Below are 14,760 nucleotides of genomic sequence, written 5' to 3'. Positions count from 1 at the left end.
GCGTCATGGGTCATATTCTACGACACATGCTCTACTTTTGTTCCTTCTTCTTTTTTCTTCTTACCCCGACTTACTGAGCGGATACTTTTTTATGACTAGTGAATTTTTTAGTCTGCTATAAATTTGGCATTGCACCACTGAAAAAACCCTAAATTTAAATTTTTAGTACAAACACCTCAAGTTCTCTGTTCCCTGTTTCCTATTTCCTGTTCCCTGTTCCCCATACTCATAAAGATATTGGCATGGGAAAAACCAAATAATGAAAACATCAAGATCTACCAAGTTGGATCGCTAAACACATTAATAGTCATTTCTTTACGCCCTGATGGAACAGAGGAAATACAAGCACGGATAATATCTCCATTATCTAATTCCACAGTACAAGCATGACAAGAACCCATTAAACAACCTGTAGGAATAAGTACCCCTGCACGATCGGCGACATCTAGCAGAGGTTCTCCAACCTCTGCTTCAGCAGTAATGTCATCTGGTAAAAAACGGATACGAACAGTCATGATTCCTAAGTTTTTATGAGAGAAACTATGAGAGAAATGGAGTTAAATCTAAGTGACGTTCTACCTGAACTGCAAGAGAGTCTAACAGATTTTCTCTTTGTTCGCGATAATTTGCAACTCCTGTAGGTAGAGATTTCAAACCTCTTTGCTGACGCAAACGATTTAACCAAGCCCGTCGCCATGGACCATTATCAAAAATTCCATGGAGATAGGTTCCCCAAATTGATTGACAACTATCTACCAATCCCAAATTAGGATCGTCAAACAAAGTATGGAAAACTTGGGGTTGAGCGGACTGTAACTCAGCACGCGATCGCCCTTGATGGATTTCAAAACCAGTAACGGGTAAACCTTCTTGAGGATAGTTAGAAGTTATTTGACGTTGGCGAGCAATTTTTTGACCGGTAATTACGGTCTTGATTGGTAAAAGGTTTAATCCTTGATATCTACCAGCTTGTCCTTCAATTCCTTCAGGATCAGCAATCATTTGCCCCATCATTTGGAAACCACCGCAAATCCCCAAAATTGTTCCACCAGCAGCGGCATAGTTTTGTAATGCTTCTGCCATACCGGTTTTTTGCATCAATATCAAATCGGCAATTGTGGTTTTTGTACCCGGTAAAATTACTGCATCAGGATGTCCTAATTCATGCTTGGGACTGAGGTATCTAATTGATACTGATGGTTCGGCTTCTAGTGGGTCGAAATCTGTAAAATTAGAAATTCTGGGTAAACGAATAACTGCAATATTAATTTCGCTAAAAGATTTTCTGTATCTGCGTTCTAAGAGATCCAAAGAGTCTTCTGCAGGAAATACCTGCTCCATCCAGGGAATTACTCCCACAACTGGAACACCTGTGCGTTCTTCCAACCATTTAATACCTGGTTCGAGAATGGATCTTTGTCCCCGAAATTTATTGATAACCACACCGCGAATTAATGCTCTTTCTTCAGGATCGAGTAATTCCAAGGTTCCTACTACATGAGCAAAAGCCCCTCCTCGCTCAATATCTACAACTAATATGGTGGGAGCGCGTAAATGTTTAGCAATCCGCATATTGCTTAAATCGCGGTGCTTGAGGTTAATCTCTGCAGGGGAACCTGCTCCCTCACAAACTAGTAGGTCGAATTCAGTAGATAAATGTTTTAGGGATTCTTCAATTGTTCGCCACCCTAATTCAAAATATTGCTCGTAATAATCCTTCGCAGTAATTTTACCAACAGGTCTACCTTTAATAATTACTTGGGATGTCATATCCCCTTGGGGCTTGAGCAAAATAGGATTCATTTCTACCCAAGGTACTACCCCTGCAGCCCAAGCTTGCACTGCTTGAGCGTAACCAATTTCTCCTCCATTAGCAGTTACATAGGCGTTTAAAGCCATATTTTGACCTTTGAAGGGAGCGACTCGCCAACCACGTCGCGATAAAATTCGGCAAATAGCCGTTGCAACTAATGATTTTCCTGCATGGGACGTAGTCCCCACTACCATAATTCCTTTCATAATTAAACTTCACTTTTACTAACTGAATTTGAGATTTCGAGAGTAAAGGGTGATAGCCAATTCAAAGTATTTCCTCGCAGAAACAAAATTTAAAATTACCATACCCTTTCCCCATAGAGGTTATTATTAATGGGATCGTTTAATTTTAATGTGTTTGCTTCAAATATAAGCCTGTTTGTAAAAATACAACTCTTCGTCAATAAATCACATGAAAATTAGCAAGGCGCTATGTTTCAGGAGATTTACGTTTCCCTGAAGTATCTATCCAAAGTAAATACTTGGGTAGTATGAAGATAGCAAATATTTGTTAAACTCGGTTTTGCTTTCAGTATATATTGTTCCCTTTGAGGCCTACTTCCTAACTTTTGAGGTGAAATGAGAATCGGAAGTTATCAGCCAAAACATCAGAATGAAGGGAAATTTTCAGTATTATCACAAGAGTTATTCAGTAAGATATGAATATAAAAAACTAGGGAAAAGGAAGATAAAAAACAAAATTTTTAGTTTTTAAGTTTTTTATTTTTACCCAATCCCATTAAGTATTACCAGTTACCAGTTACCAATTATCAATTACCATATGACGCTTGCGCGTCACGCCTTGCTAACACTGCGTTAGCAGTGCGGGCATATACCAATTACCAATTACTTATCTCCATTACCAACCCAAAAAGGTAACCTCAACCAACGAACGAAAAAATTAGATATACGATCACGCCATGATGGAGTGCGCCAAGTTTCTGTTTGCTTGGCTAACTGTCTACCTAGAGGTGTCAGGCGAAAACTATCAGTAATTCCTTGTCCGTCAACTTCTCGACGCAAGATACCAACTTGGATTAACCAAACCAAAGCATTATCTACAACTAACTCCGACATGGGTTTGATTGTGTAATCATTCATAACGCCGGCTTTACCAGCAATTTCACTCATCCCCACCCGTTCTTCAAGCATTTTCGTAAATAAAGCAGCCTTGAAGGGAGAACAAATTAGTGCGCGTTCTGCTCTCAAAATTGTCTGTTGCGAATAGGAAAAACTTTTCTCGATTTGGGGGGAATGAACATTTGACATTGATTTCAGCGCTTAAGCAAAAATATGAACTTTATTATAATTGTCGATCCGAACTTGATATAAAACAACAAAGATTGCAATAGCACTAATAACAAAAAAAGATGATTAAACATGCAATTGCCTGAATTACAGACGTTATTACGATCGCAAAATATCGTAAAATCTAAGGCGGCGCTAGCAAACAGGAAGAATTAATCATGGCTCTAGCTGTTGGTACTGATGCACCTGCATTTACTACTAAAGACACAAACGGTAACACTGTTTCCCTATCTGACTTCAAGGGTAAGACAGTTGTTTTGTATTTCTATCCCAAAGATGACACTCCTGGCTGTACTAAACAGGCTTGTAGTTTTCGGGATGCACGACCTGAATATCAAGGCAAAGATATTGTAGTGCTCGGTGTAAGTGCAGATGATGAAGCTTCTCACCAAGCATTTACTGAAAAATACGGTCTTAATTTTCCATTGCTAGCCGATACAGATCAATCTCTAATCAAGGCTTACGATGTTGATGGTGGCGGCTATGCTAAGCGTGTTACCTACGTGATAGATCCCAATGGAAAAATTATTCACGTTGACGGTACTGTAAACACAACTACCCACGCTCAAGATGTCTTATCAGCGATCGGGTAGTCAGGTATTCGTATACAGACAATCATAATTTATAAGAATTATGGAGAAAACCCCGGTCTATGCCTACGGCACGCAAGCTATTAGCCCGGGGATGAATACTGATAGCAGGATTTATCCTGCCATAGTTTTAGGGTACGTGGAAGACAGAGATGTAAATGCCAGTATCAATAGTAGTAAATTTTCAAAGCTAGAATTTGATAATGCCAAAACAAAGGCTCTACCAAAAATATAACTTTTGGACAGAGCCTAGTTTTGTTTCATTAATTTTAATAACTTTAATCTTGGTAGGTAGGTCTAATAATTATTGAATTTGCTGGATTGTTATTTTGCTGTACCCCCGTCTGCTGGGGTTGTTGGTTTTGTTGTTGCTGTTTTTTCCGAAATTCGGCTGCAGCATCATTAATTTGCTGACCACTGTCACTCGCAAAATTAGGGTTAAGATTTCCGAGTTGGGCGTTGTGAATTAACTGAAATAAGCTAAAGGGGTTTTGTTCCACACCTTGATTGAAAGGATCGTTTTTGTTTCCAAACTGTGAATTATTATTTTGTGGATCGTAGCGGTCGTTATCATAGCTTTTGTTGGGGTTAGCTAAACTAACTTGTGGCAAAGTTAATGTAGCTAAACTTATACCCGCTACAGTTGCAAACATTAATTGCTTTAGTGATGTAAACCAGATTTTCATGAAGCTTAAATCCCAGATAGTGTTTGTAAAATTGATATTTTTGAGAGAAATGCTTTAGGGCTTAAGAGAAATCCAATTGTTCAATATGCCACTTAAATATGCCATTTTTTGGCTTATTTTAGGTGCAGAGCATAACACATCGAAATAAGAGGTTAATGCTGATGGATTATCTACTTATGGATATACCCTAAAGAATTGTTATAATTAATACTACAAAATTAAGCAAGGGTACGACGTAACCGGGGTTGAATAATTAAAAGTGCGATGGAAGCAAAACCCAGTAAAATCAACATTGCTCCACCAAAGCTAACATCACCCCAGAAAGCGTGCATTACTATGCTACTTAATCCCCAATCCTGATGAGTATAGAGATAACGGATGGGTTCGATTGCATAGCTGAGGGGATTCAAAGTTGCAATAACCTGTAACCATTCGGGCATAAATGACAACGGAGCTAATGCGGTACTAGCAAATAACATAGGCAAGGTTGCAACAAAAATTACTGCTAATAATTCAATGTGTCCGGGGAGAGCAAAGGATAAACCTAAGCTTAATGCCGTTACACCCAATGCTAAAAGGAATACAATGAGTGCGATCGCTCCTAAACCAGCTAAACTTGGAATCCCTGCACCTAAAAATCCTGTAGCAGCAATAATGACTGCAGCTTGGAGAAAACTTTGGCTAATAATAAAGATTGCCGAAGCTAAAACAATTGAAAACCGAGAGGCGAGGGGAGCAACAAGCAACCGATTCAAAAAACCAAATTCGCGATCAAACATTACCGGTAAACCTGCATTAAGTGCACCAGCAAATGCTGTAAATACAATTATGCCTGCACCAAGGAATTGTCCATAGTTTGTAGTGTCCCCAAAAATACCTTTGGGCGCGTTTTGGAACAAGGCTCCAAATAGAATCAACCACATAACTGGTTGAACGAGACTTGCAATTAAACTCGATGGACGTCGTTGCAACTGAATAAATAGACGGCGAGTAAGGGCGAAAGTTTCTTGCACTAATTCACCAAAGAAATTTGGGGTTACATCACCATAAAGCTGTGGTGATGCGACTTGCTGCCAATTAATATCTGGCTTGGGAGGTGTAATAGTTCCGCTCATAATGTTTTGGGGATTGGGGACTAGGGATTAGGGATTGGGGATTAGGGATTAGCGACTAGCGATTAGGTGTAAATTACAATTAACTGTTAACTGACTCCTATCTCATATTTTGTTTACGTTCAGCTTTTGGATCGCGGTTACTAGCTGCAGCGATTTCGGCATCCATTAGAGTACGTCCAGTTGCAGCTAAATATACATCATCTAAACTGGGACGGGATTGGGCAATTCCGAAAGTCGGTAAACCTGCAGAATTTAATTCCTTTTGAATACTAATTAGAGCGTCACTTTGTGGTGTAACAACTAAATTTAAAGAATTTCCTTGGGCAGTGTTGATAATTATTTCTTGAACGAAAGGTAGAGATTCTAGTAAGCTTTTAGCTTTTTCTGCTTCTTCTACAGGAGAAAATTCCCGAATTCTTAGAGTAACGCGATCGCCTCCTAGTTTGTCCTTTAATTCCGATGGTGTTCCAGTTGCAATGACTGTTCCCTGGTCAATGATTGCAACTCGGTCAGCTAAAGCATCAATTTCTTCTAGGTAATGGCTGGTAATTAATACTGTGGTTCCAGCTTTACGTAATTGTCGGAGAAATTCCCACACAACAAAACGGCTTTCTATATCCAGACCTACAGTAGGTTCGTCCAAAACTAAAACATCTGGTGCATGCAGCAAACCTGCAGCTAAATCCAAACGTTTGCGTAAACCACCGGAGTAGGTACCAGTTTTTTTATCGGCATACTCCTGTAACCCAAGTAACTTTAATACGGTGTCAATACGCTGTTTTTTAGCTGAATGGGGTAAATGATAAAGTGCGGCTTGGAGTTGTAGTAATTCCCTTCCAGTAAGTACTTTATCTAAAGCTACTTCTTGTGCGACATAACCAAGTCTTTTTCTTGCTTGCTTGGGATTGTCTGTTACGGAAATTCCAGATACCTCAACTTTACCTGCATCAGGTGTTGTGAGAGTGCATAAAATACGTAATGTTGTAGTTTTGCCTGCACCGTTAGGACCTAATAAGCCAAAGATTTCACCTGGCTGGATTTCGAAAGAAACATCCTTAACGGCTTCAACATTGCCGTATTTTTTTTGGAGACTTTTAATTAAAACGGCAGGGGGCATGGCAAATAATAAGTCGATATACAAATCGCAACAAATATATATCCTTATCTTATCGTTGGAGTCAATTGTTGGGGATTAGGGATTGGCGACTTGCGACTTGCGACTGGGGATAGCACTGCGTGCCGCCTTGCGGCATATAGGGATTGGGTATAAGTTCACAATTCACTGTTAACTGGTAACTGATAACTGTAGCCCGTAAGGGCGTGGCGTTAGCCATAAACTGATAAGACAAAAAAACTAATCTCTATCACCAACTTGGGTAAATTGGGCGCTGGCAAAAATTGCTTCTGGATGGCGGTAGTATTTAAATTCCATTAGGTTATAAAACGGATCTTCCAGAAAAAAAGTACGATGCTCTAAAGGTGACTCGAGAAAGCGGTCTTTGGGCTCTTCCCGAAAAAGTAATTCCTGTTTTTTTGCTCTTACCAATAAATTTTCCCAATCTTGCTCCAGAGTAAAAACAATTCCAAAGTGTCTGGGGTAAATATTCCGTTGTGGCGAGAGTGGCTCTTTAGTCAGGTGAGCAACAATTTGATGCCCATGCAGATTTAAGATTAAGGCGTGACGACTTTCTCGTCCGGGAATACAGCCTAAACCATCAACATAGTAAGTTTTAGCTTTGGCAATATTAGTAACAGGAAATGCAAGATGGAATATTGTTTGCTGTTGCATTGCTTTAACGTCAAAAAAATATTTATGCGCAAAAAGCTATATCAATTATCTATTAACCAATACCGAGTAATGAGTAATAAGTAATGAGTAATAATTCAATAAGTTGTTACGCATCTAATTTGTATATTATTCAATTCGATAGCGAAGCCTCAAACTTTCTTCAATTATGTCCTACGGACACGCTACGCTAATGACTTTTTACTTATGTCCTACGGACACGCAATACCTACGGTACGCTGCGCTAGGCGCTAATAACTTGCTGTTGTGCATTAAAAATGCACGACAGCTTAATTTTCAGTATTATCCCAATCCCCAGTCGCTAATCCCCAGTCGCTAATCCCCAATCCCCAGTCGCCAATTCCTAACCCCACTCAAAACCTCTGCAACTGCGGCTAAACTTCTGGAATCAATTAACATCCAAGCATGAAGTAATACTGGTATGACAATTTCTTTCCCTACAGGCATTTTGGAGCTATTTGCAGGAACAATCATCATATCCAGGGGGGTCCAGATTGAGGTGTAATCTACTTGTTTTAATATCGACATATCCTGGTTTAAGTCATTCAAAAATGTACTTTCAGGACGCATTTGTTTAGCACCCGGACGTTGTGATAGATAAGCAACCCGCGTACCATAATGTGGCGATGAAATAGTAATAAATTTTTGTACGCGTTTAATCCCCCCTAACCTTTGTACGTAATATCGGCTAACTATTCCCCCCATGCTAAAGCCGACTAAGTCTAAAGCTCGATCTGAATTAAAATTAGTTTTGATATGATTGGCTAGCTGTTGTGCTAATTCTTCTAAAGCAGCATCACCATTATTTGGTACTAGGTCAACATCGTATACATCACGACCCTGTTGCTTTAAGTAAGAACTCATTTTGCGGAAAACTTTACCCGTGTCCCAAATTCCATGCACAAGCAATACAGGATTGCGTTGCTTTTGTCCAGTATTCATTTAGATAATTACACTTACTTAAACAGAGTTAAAGTTAACTGCTTAACATCTTAATACTTAAGCAGTTTTAGACGAAATTGATGTTAATCCAAGAATTTAATATTTTTCTATTTGAATTGTACTTCTGCAGCTGTAACTCTGAAGCAGTTCGATTAAATTTTCATTGACAACTGAATGACTACTTTTAGACAACTGAATAAATATCAATACGGAGATAACAAAAGTAACAGTTAACTTTTGTTAAGGAACCTTTCATAATCTTGCTCAGAGCCACTAGGAAATTTAATAATTAAATCTGTATATGTACGGGTTATAAATTCCTAGACTGGGAAGTTTAGCAATTTTTACTCCATACTTAGATCGCTATCTACAGATGAACTCTGACTATTTTTTAATTAGTCAACAGTTGTCATCCAAGCTGGGTGTCGTAGAAAATGGGTTAGTGGGTGGATTCTTGATAAAAGGTAACATTGTTCCATAATTTTTTTCATAATTATGGTGGGTTCTTTAGGTTTAGAGGGTAGGAGAATCTCTGATGAGTAAAATTTTAGATTTAGTTACTGGAATTCTTCCAGGAAAAAATAAAGATAATGGTTACTACTTAGAATTGAAGGAAGATGAAGTAAAGTCTCCAGCAACTTCAAAGGTAGCTAAGTCACAGCCAGAGTCATCAAATGGTGTAGCACCTGTAAAACCAACTGCAGAAACTAGTGTAGCTCCAGACACATCTGCATCTAATGGCAACACTGCAGAAAAGAAAGAAGCTGAGCCAAAATCTAAGAAAGTATCAATTAAAGAGCGGAGAAAAGCAGAAAAGGCGAAAAAATCTCAGTCAGAAAATTCGCCACAGACTACTTCTACTGCACCTGCTCGAACTGTTAAGCCACAGGAACCTGTGGAAACTAACTTTTCAACAAAATATTTGATGCCAAATAGTACAAATGGTCGACGACGTCCTGGGGCAAATATGAATTCCTTTTTGGAAATGGCGCGTACCGTCAAAACTCCTATTGTTAAATAGTTGGGTTTATTGTTTGTAGAACTGAGTATATTTAATTCAGCTTTAAAAACTTAAATATTGATGGTAAAAAATCTGTATTTCATAGATTTAGAGCTGAAACCATCATTAAAAACAAAATTTATGATGAGGGAAGCCTGGTTACTTAAGTGACCGGGTTTTTATGTTTAGCCAAATAAATCTTTTTCCCAATACTCTGATGGTTTTTTATAAAACTTAGAAATATCAAGTCATACAATGTGTTACAATCGTAATTCAAAAGCTGATTGTAACTCTGTTGGTATTGAGATGACACGAATAGAGCTTGCCTATCCCAAAATTCCAGACAGTAAAAACTGTCCTCTAAAGAAATGTATAGCTTTTGAGAAATATGATGGTACTAATCTCCATTGGGTATGGGAAACTGAACTTGGGTGGTATGCTTTTGGTACCCGTCGTAACAGGTTTGACTTAGATGATATGGGTATTGCAGAATTCAATAATGCCCATCCAGGTTTAGAAGAAGCTCCTGACATATTCAAAAAAGACTTTGCGAGCCAGTTAGAAGATATATTTCGACAAAATCAGCAATATCGCTATCCTGAAATTACCGTATTTACAGAGTTTTTTGGTTCTAACTCATTTGCGGGAATGCACAGAAAGGAGGATCCAAAACAAATCATTCTCTTTGATGTACAAGTTGATAAAAATATTATTATGCCCGACCGATTTGTCCAGGACTTTAGTGAGCTAAAGATTCCACGAGTTATTTATCGTGGTAAGCTCACTGGCAAGTTTATTGATGATGTTCGCCAAGGAAAATATAGTGTTAATGAAGGTGTTGTGTGTAAGGGAGGTAGCGACCCAGATAATTTATGGATGGTAAAAGTCAAAACTAATGATTATATGCGGAGATTGCAACAAGCATTCAAGCACGATTGGGAAGCATATTGGGAATAAGAAAAATATAGTAAATATTAACTAACTATAAATTTATAGGAAAAATAATTTCATTTTTATTAATACTGGTTTTCGGTACTGTTGTTATAGTCAGATTAACTCGGCGGAGAATATTTATTAATCATAGCAAGTGCTTTCAAAGGATTTAATAACTAATTTGAAATAGTTGATGCTCCTGCTGACATTAAATCCTTAAATTAAATTAAATTAAATTAAATTAAATTGAATATTCAAGGCTAACCTTTGAAAATTATTTAAGTACGTTAGTAAGAAAAATCATAACTTGTTTGTAATAGCGCTTTAGCGCTAAAGCGCGACTACTAACCAAATACAGATATTTTATATTTATTTACATAGTTTACTTTTTTTTCGCCTACTTACTTATTTAGTAAAATATTTCTTCAGCAACATTTATATTACTGAGAGTTTTTAACAAAAGCTAATCCACTATATAACTGAAATGCTGCATCCCAATTAGTTTTTTCCCGCCTGATTAAATTTATGTGGGGCTGAATTTTATTTAGTAATTCTGCTCGGTCAAGTATATTTTCTGCAAAGGTATTAAAATCTGAACAAATTTGAATCTTCTGTAATTTTTTTTCCAGAGATGTAAGTAAATTATTCCAGTTGATTCTAATTGTATTTTGGCTGTTTTGAGGAGCTATATTTATGCCTTGTTGATATTCATAGCCATTATCATAAAGTCGCAAAATACAATTTCGGTTGGGAAGGTGTAAATCATAAAATTGAAAATAATCCTGAGTTTGAGTTTTGCGTTCCAATTTACCCCGCACATCTCGATCTACAACCTCTTCAAAGACTGGTAATAGCCCCTTAACACATTGTTTGACTTCTGACCAATCAAAACTAAGGGAACCAAGTTGATTTTCTCGATCACGACAAACAACAGTAGCTTTTGAATCTAATTGAGTAAAATAATTAACTTGAAAAACTTGTATTTTCTGAATATCTGTTAGTTTTGCCCAAAAACAAGGTATTGTGGCATTCAATAATTGTTGACCATAAAATTTTAATTCTCCCACCATCCCGCTACGGTATAAGCGCCATCCACGACTCGGTAATAATAATCTGGCACTATAAGCATCTATTTGCATGATTTGAGCAAATTTTTGCGCTGCTTGAGTTTTTATTTCGTTGCTGAGAGCTTCTAAGACTAATACTCCTTGTTCGGTGTTATCTGGCTTAGATGTAGCTTCAGCTATGGCTTCTTTTCTTTTTTGTTCCCGAATTTTTTCTAGCCTTTGTAAGGCTTCACGAGCAGCAATAACTATTTTCGCACCCACTGTATGTCTGAGTAATTGTCGATAAACCTTTTCTGCTTCTTGGTATTTCTCTGTGACTTCATACAGTTGTCCCAAGTGAAAAAGTACCCAAGGATCTTCTGGTGACTCTTTGAGAAGTTTTTTGATTAATTTAGCTGCGGTACGATAATCTTTGGTTTTGAATGCGTCAGTAACTTGCTTTATCATACTCTTAGCACCAAAATAGCTGGTTTATAGATAGATATTAGATGATATGCCTAAAATTTAACATCAACATTTTCTATTGCAATAGATTCTAATGCAGCAGCTACTACAGATAAAGCAAAAATTGGTGCAGTCACAGATCTTAAAATTCTTTTTCCCAAAGAAACTGTTTGAAAGCCAGCTTCAGTTGCTAATTCTATTTCTTTTTCTGTCCATCCCCCTTCTGGTCCAGTTGCAAGCCAGATTTGACAAGGTTTTTCTTGCTCAATGGCATATTTTTGACCGGAAATATAAGCTAGCAAGTGAGGAGAATCACTGCGGGCTGTACAAATATATTTTTTATGTTGAGCGGCAGAGTTTTCTGAATCTGGGAACAATGATAAGCTTTGGTCAAAGTTTACTGGCTCAAGAATATTAGGAACAAAAGTTCGTTCTGACTGTTCAGAAGCTTCCTGAGCTATTTTTTGCCAGCGTTGAAATTTTTGAGGGCTGGGTTTAAGTAAAGTTCTCTTACTGATTACTGGAGCAATACAGCTTACTCCCAATTCAGTACAACAACGTACTATCTCGTCAAATCCATTTTTTGGTAAAGCTGAGATGAGTGTAACTGAAATAGATAATTCTTGATTTTCGACCTCTAGTTTTTCTAATACCCGTGCTTCTTCGCCTCTAAGTTGTGTTAACCACCATTGACCCTCACCATCCATGGCGATGAATTTACTACCCTCTCCTAAGCGCAGCACGCGATAGAGATAATGTTTTTGTTTTGCTGTCAGTACAATCTGTTCTTGTTGTTTTTGGAATGGTGCGATCGCAATCCTTTGCAGTTGTCTCATGCAGTCTTGGGAGGGTATTTCAAGAGAGGGAAGTGTGGGTAGTTTAGGAGTGTGGAAAGAGGATTTGTGATTTTTAAGCGTATGATTTTCAATTTTAGGTTTAATTTTAGGGGCACACCGCAGTGCGCCCCTAGATAGTAATATTTTTTGCCAAAAAATCTAGTTAAAAATTTTAGCAGAAAGTTGTTAGCAAAAAGCTGTTAGCAAAGAGCTTTCAAGGGAGATATATCAACATTTAATGTTCAAATATTCTACGACTGCTTCATTGACTAAATCAGTCATTGACTTACCCTGAGAATTAGCAATCTCTTTGAGATGGGTGTAAATCTCATTGCGTACAGTTATTCTGTGACTGGGCTTGCGTTTATTATTACTTGTCTCAGGCTTGTAATTTTCTGAGAACTTGCGAATTTCATCAAAGCCTACTCGAGCACAAAAATCACCAAAACTTTCTTCTTGTTCCCGAGAGTTTCTAAAGTAGACAAAAATTGGTTCGAGGAAACTTTCTAATTCATTAATAGGGAGTTTATTAACGTATGGTTCTGCAAGACGAGTTTGATTCGGCGAACCTCCCAACCAAATTTGATAAGCTTCGGGAGCGCTACCCACAAAACCAAGTTCAGCCATGTAAGGACGGGCACAACCGTTAGGACAGCCTGTCATCCTAATCACAAAATGCTCGTTCTTTAAACCAACTTTATTCAGCAATTTTTCAATGCGTTGCAAAATACTGGGTATTGCTCTTTCTGATTCGGTAATAGCTAAACCACAGGTTGGTAATGCAGGACAAGCCATTGCGTAGCGTACTAAAGAATTAACTTTTTCTGGGTTGCTATTAACACCATTATCTTTGAGTATTTTCTCAATTGCGATTTGATTTTCTGGATCGATGTCGTAGAAAATTAAGTTATGATTTGGTGTGAGGCGAATCGGTAAGTTGAACTGCTCAACAATTTCTCGTACGGCTGTTTTTAATTGAAAACTACCTTCGTCTTTCACCCGTCCGTTATCAATGGAAATTCCAACAAATAACTTACCATCACCTTGTTCGTTCCAACCAAGAAAATCTTTGTATTTCCATTCCGGTAAGGGCTTAAATGCTTCTAATGGCTTGCCAAGATATTTTTCTACCATAGACTGGAATTTCTCTACACCCCAGTCATTAATTAGATATTTTAGTCTGGCATGACGGCGATTAACGCGATCGCCATAATCTCTTTGGGTTGCAACAACGGCTTTAACTAAATCGTATACATCTTCTTTCGCAACATAACCGATAGGATCTGCGGCTCTAGCAAATGTTTCTTCTTTATTATGAGTTCTTCCTAAGCCACCACCTGCAAAGATGTCAAAACCTTCTAATTCATCCTTATCGTTGGTTATGACGACCAAGGTTAAATCTTGGGTATACAAATCTACGGAATTATCACCGGGGACGGTAACACAAATTTTAAATTTGCGTGGCATGTAGTGGGTGCCGTAAATTGGTTCCGGATTGTCATGGAATACAGTACCATTACCGTTACGTTCTCTTGCTGCTTTGATTTCTGGATCTTCTTCCCCACTAATTGCTTTTTCCCCATCCAACCAAATTTCGTAATAAGCTCCTGTTTGGGGTGTCAACAAGTCAGCAATATTATTTGCATATTCCCAAGCGTACTGATACTCGGGTTGGTTTTTAAATGGAGCAGGTGGTGCCATAACATTACGGTTAAGGTCGCCGCAAGCACCTAAGGTAGAACCCATACTTTTAACAATGGCAGCGATTGTTGCTTTCAGGTTCTTCTTTAAGATTCCATGTAGCTGAAAACCTTGGCGAGTTGTGACCCGCATCGTATTGTTGCCATATTCATTAGATAATTTATCTAAAGTCAAATATAGCTGTGGTGGAATAAATCCTCCCGGACTGCGCGTCCGTAACATAAACTGGTAATCTTTCTCCTGCCCCTTAACTCGGTTATCGCGGTTATCCTGCTGATAAGAACCGTGAAACTTGAGGATTTGAATTGCCTTTTCGCTAAAACGGTTTGTATCTTCAAGTAATTCAGTTGCTACAGGTTCGCGTAAAAAATTACTATTTTCTTTGATACCTTCGATTTTGGAAGGTTTACGATTTGCAATCTCGGGAGGAGCGGATTTAACCATTGCTGTTTTATCGTCTTCTTAAATTAAGCACCACAGTAACCGAATTTAGGAACTGAGAATAAGAACCATTTC

General features: G+C 38.1%; 15 protein-coding genes. 4 read left to right on the top strand and 11 right to left on the bottom strand.

Annotation, left to right across the window (positions count from 1 at the left end; genetic code table 11):
• Nucleotides 1-275: 275 nt before the first annotated feature.
• The 3 genes from BC008_RS39050 to BC008_RS39040 form a co-directional block, all read right to left on the bottom strand.
• On the bottom strand, nucleotides 276-515 hold the full coding sequence (locus tag BC008_RS39050) for a 2Fe-2S iron-sulfur cluster-binding protein (protein WP_058184562.1): 240 nt from the start codon (nucleotides 513-515) through the stop codon (nucleotides 276-278).
• A 25-nt stretch (nucleotides 516-540) separates the two neighbouring features.
• Entirely contained in the window at nucleotides 541-2,019 is a 1,479-nt protein-coding gene (gene cobQ, locus BC008_RS39045; RefSeq protein WP_027846055.1) for a cobyric acid synthase CobQ, read from the bottom strand.
• A 642-nt stretch (nucleotides 2,020-2,661) separates the two neighbouring features.
• On the bottom strand, nucleotides 2,662-3,084 hold the full coding sequence (locus tag BC008_RS39040; protein ID WP_027846056.1) for an Npun_F0494 family protein: 423 nt from the start codon (nucleotides 3,082-3,084) through the stop codon (nucleotides 2,662-2,664).
• A gap of 197 nt (nucleotides 3,085-3,281) precedes the next feature.
• Here BC008_RS39040 and BC008_RS39035 point away from each other — a divergent pair, with 197 nt between their 5' ends.
• Nucleotides 3,282-3,716 (top strand): peroxiredoxin, encoded by a 435-nt coding sequence (locus BC008_RS39035; RefSeq protein WP_027846057.1) that lies wholly within the window; start codon nucleotides 3,282-3,284, stop codon nucleotides 3,714-3,716.
• Between the two features lie 40 nt (nucleotides 3,717-3,756).
• A complete protein-coding gene (locus BC008_RS39030; RefSeq protein WP_027846058.1) occupies nucleotides 3,757-3,948 on the top strand; it encodes a hypothetical protein in 192 nt (63 codons plus the stop codon).
• 43 nt (nucleotides 3,949-3,991) lie between these two features.
• Here the strand turns inward: BC008_RS39030 and BC008_RS39025 are convergent, their stop codons facing one another.
• The 5 genes from BC008_RS39025 to BC008_RS39005 all read right to left on the bottom strand — a co-directional run bounded on the left by BC008_RS39025 (nucleotide 3,992) and on the right by BC008_RS39005 (nucleotide 8,263).
• Nucleotides 3,992-4,399, bottom strand: a complete 408-nt coding sequence (locus BC008_RS39025) for a hypothetical protein (RefSeq protein WP_063800854.1) — start codon at nucleotides 4,397-4,399, stop codon at nucleotides 3,992-3,994.
• 218 nt (nucleotides 4,400-4,617) lie between these two features.
• Complete coding sequence (locus tag BC008_RS39020) at nucleotides 4,618-5,514, bottom strand: ABC transporter permease (protein WP_027846059.1); 897 nt, start codon at nucleotides 5,512-5,514, stop codon at nucleotides 4,618-4,620.
• Nucleotides 5,515-5,611: 97 nt separating this feature from the next.
• Nucleotides 5,612-6,631: a daunorubicin resistance protein DrrA family ABC transporter ATP-binding protein gene (locus BC008_RS39015; protein ID WP_027846060.1), complete on the bottom strand. Its 1,020-nt coding sequence runs from the start codon at nucleotides 6,629-6,631 to the stop codon at nucleotides 5,612-5,614.
• 237 nt (nucleotides 6,632-6,868) lie between these two features.
• Complete coding sequence (locus BC008_RS39010; RefSeq protein ID WP_058184558.1) at nucleotides 6,869-7,303, bottom strand: VOC family protein; 435 nt, start codon at nucleotides 7,301-7,303, stop codon at nucleotides 6,869-6,871.
• 333 nt (nucleotides 7,304-7,636) lie between these two features.
• Nucleotides 7,637-8,263 carry an esterase/lipase family protein gene (locus BC008_RS39005; RefSeq protein ID WP_058184556.1) on the bottom strand — a complete coding sequence of 209 codons (627 nt, stop codon included), beginning with the start codon at nucleotides 8,261-8,263 and terminating at the stop codon, nucleotides 7,637-7,639.
• Nucleotides 8,264-8,798: 535 nt separating this feature from the next.
• Between BC008_RS39005 and BC008_RS39000 the strand changes: the two genes are divergently transcribed.
• Nucleotides 8,799-9,284, top strand: a complete 486-nt coding sequence (locus BC008_RS39000; protein WP_036268914.1) for a hypothetical protein — start codon at nucleotides 8,799-8,801, stop codon at nucleotides 9,282-9,284.
• A gap of 285 nt (nucleotides 9,285-9,569) precedes the next feature.
• Nucleotides 9,570-10,220, top strand: coding sequence for an RNA ligase family protein (locus BC008_RS38995; RefSeq protein ID WP_027846797.1), 651 nt, complete (start codon nucleotides 9,570-9,572; stop codon nucleotides 10,218-10,220).
• 416 nt (nucleotides 10,221-10,636) lie between these two features.
• Here BC008_RS38995 and BC008_RS38990 read toward each other — a convergent pair whose 3' ends face one another.
• From BC008_RS38990 to sir, 3 genes are all read right to left on the bottom strand, one after another.
• Nucleotides 10,637-11,710 carry a tetratricopeptide repeat protein gene (locus tag BC008_RS38990; RefSeq protein ID WP_027845513.1) on the bottom strand — a complete coding sequence of 358 codons (1,074 nt, stop codon included), beginning with the start codon at nucleotides 11,708-11,710 and terminating at the stop codon, nucleotides 10,637-10,639.
• A gap of 50 nt (nucleotides 11,711-11,760) precedes the next feature.
• Entirely contained in the window at nucleotides 11,761-12,543 is a 783-nt protein-coding gene (locus BC008_RS38985) for a 16S rRNA (uracil(1498)-N(3))-methyltransferase (protein WP_027845512.1), read from the bottom strand.
• Between the two features lie 228 nt (nucleotides 12,544-12,771).
• Nucleotides 12,772-14,688 (bottom strand): sulfite reductase, ferredoxin dependent, encoded by a 1,917-nt coding sequence (sir, locus tag BC008_RS38980; protein WP_027845511.1) that lies wholly within the window; start codon nucleotides 14,686-14,688, stop codon nucleotides 12,772-12,774.
• Between the last annotated feature and the right edge of the window lie 72 nt (nucleotides 14,689-14,760).

The sequence above is a fragment of the Mastigocoleus testarum BC008 genome, assembly GCF_001456025.1.
GTDB classification, from domain to species: Bacteria; Cyanobacteriota; Cyanobacteriia; order Cyanobacteriales; family Nostocaceae; genus Mastigocoleus; species Mastigocoleus testarum.
Note: the sequence above shows the minus strand (reverse complement) of the source record. Positions and strands in the feature narration are given on the sequence as shown.

Excerpts from the sequence above, each read along its gene's own strand:
- BC008_RS39050 (WP_058184562.1), bottom strand. The coding sequence starts at position 515 with ATGACTGTTCGTATCCGTTTTTTACCAGATGACATTACTGCTGAAGCA.
- cobQ (WP_027846055.1), bottom strand. The coding sequence starts at position 2,019 with ATGAAAGGAATTATGGTAGTGGGGACTACGTCCCATGCAGGAAAATCA.
- BC008_RS39040 (WP_027846056.1), bottom strand. The coding sequence starts at position 3,084 with ATGTCAAATGTTCATTCCCCCCAAATCGAGAAAAGTTTTTCCTATTCG.
- BC008_RS39035 (WP_027846057.1), top strand. The coding sequence starts at position 3,282 with ATGGCTCTAGCTGTTGGTACTGATGCACCTGCATTTACTACTAAAGAC.
- BC008_RS39030 (WP_027846058.1), top strand. The coding sequence starts at position 3,757 with ATGGAGAAAACCCCGGTCTATGCCTACGGCACGCAAGCTATTAGCCCG.
- BC008_RS39025 (WP_063800854.1), bottom strand. The coding sequence starts at position 4,399 with ATGAAAATCTGGTTTACATCACTAAAGCAATTAATGTTTGCAACTGTA.
- BC008_RS39020 (WP_027846059.1), bottom strand. The coding sequence starts at position 5,514 with ATGAGCGGAACTATTACACCTCCCAAGCCAGATATTAATTGGCAGCAA.
- BC008_RS39015 (WP_027846060.1), bottom strand. The coding sequence starts at position 6,631 with ATGCCCCCTGCCGTTTTAATTAAAAGTCTCCAAAAAAAATACGGCAAT.
- BC008_RS39010 (WP_058184558.1), bottom strand. The coding sequence starts at position 7,303 with ATGCAACAGCAAACAATATTCCATCTTGCATTTCCTGTTACTAATATT.
- BC008_RS39005 (WP_058184556.1), bottom strand. The coding sequence starts at position 8,263 with ATGAATACTGGACAAAAGCAACGCAATCCTGTATTGCTTGTGCATGGA.
- BC008_RS39000 (WP_036268914.1), top strand. The coding sequence starts at position 8,799 with ATGAGTAAAATTTTAGATTTAGTTACTGGAATTCTTCCAGGAAAAAAT.
- BC008_RS38995 (WP_027846797.1), top strand. The coding sequence starts at position 9,570 with ATGACACGAATAGAGCTTGCCTATCCCAAAATTCCAGACAGTAAAAAC.
- BC008_RS38990 (WP_027845513.1), bottom strand. The coding sequence starts at position 11,710 with ATGATAAAGCAAGTTACTGACGCATTCAAAACCAAAGATTATCGTACC.
- BC008_RS38985 (WP_027845512.1), bottom strand. The coding sequence starts at position 12,543 with ATGAGACAACTGCAAAGGATTGCGATCGCACCATTCCAAAAACAACAA.
- sir (WP_027845511.1), bottom strand. The coding sequence starts at position 14,688 with ATGGTTAAATCCGCTCCTCCCGAGATTGCAAATCGTAAACCTTCCAAA.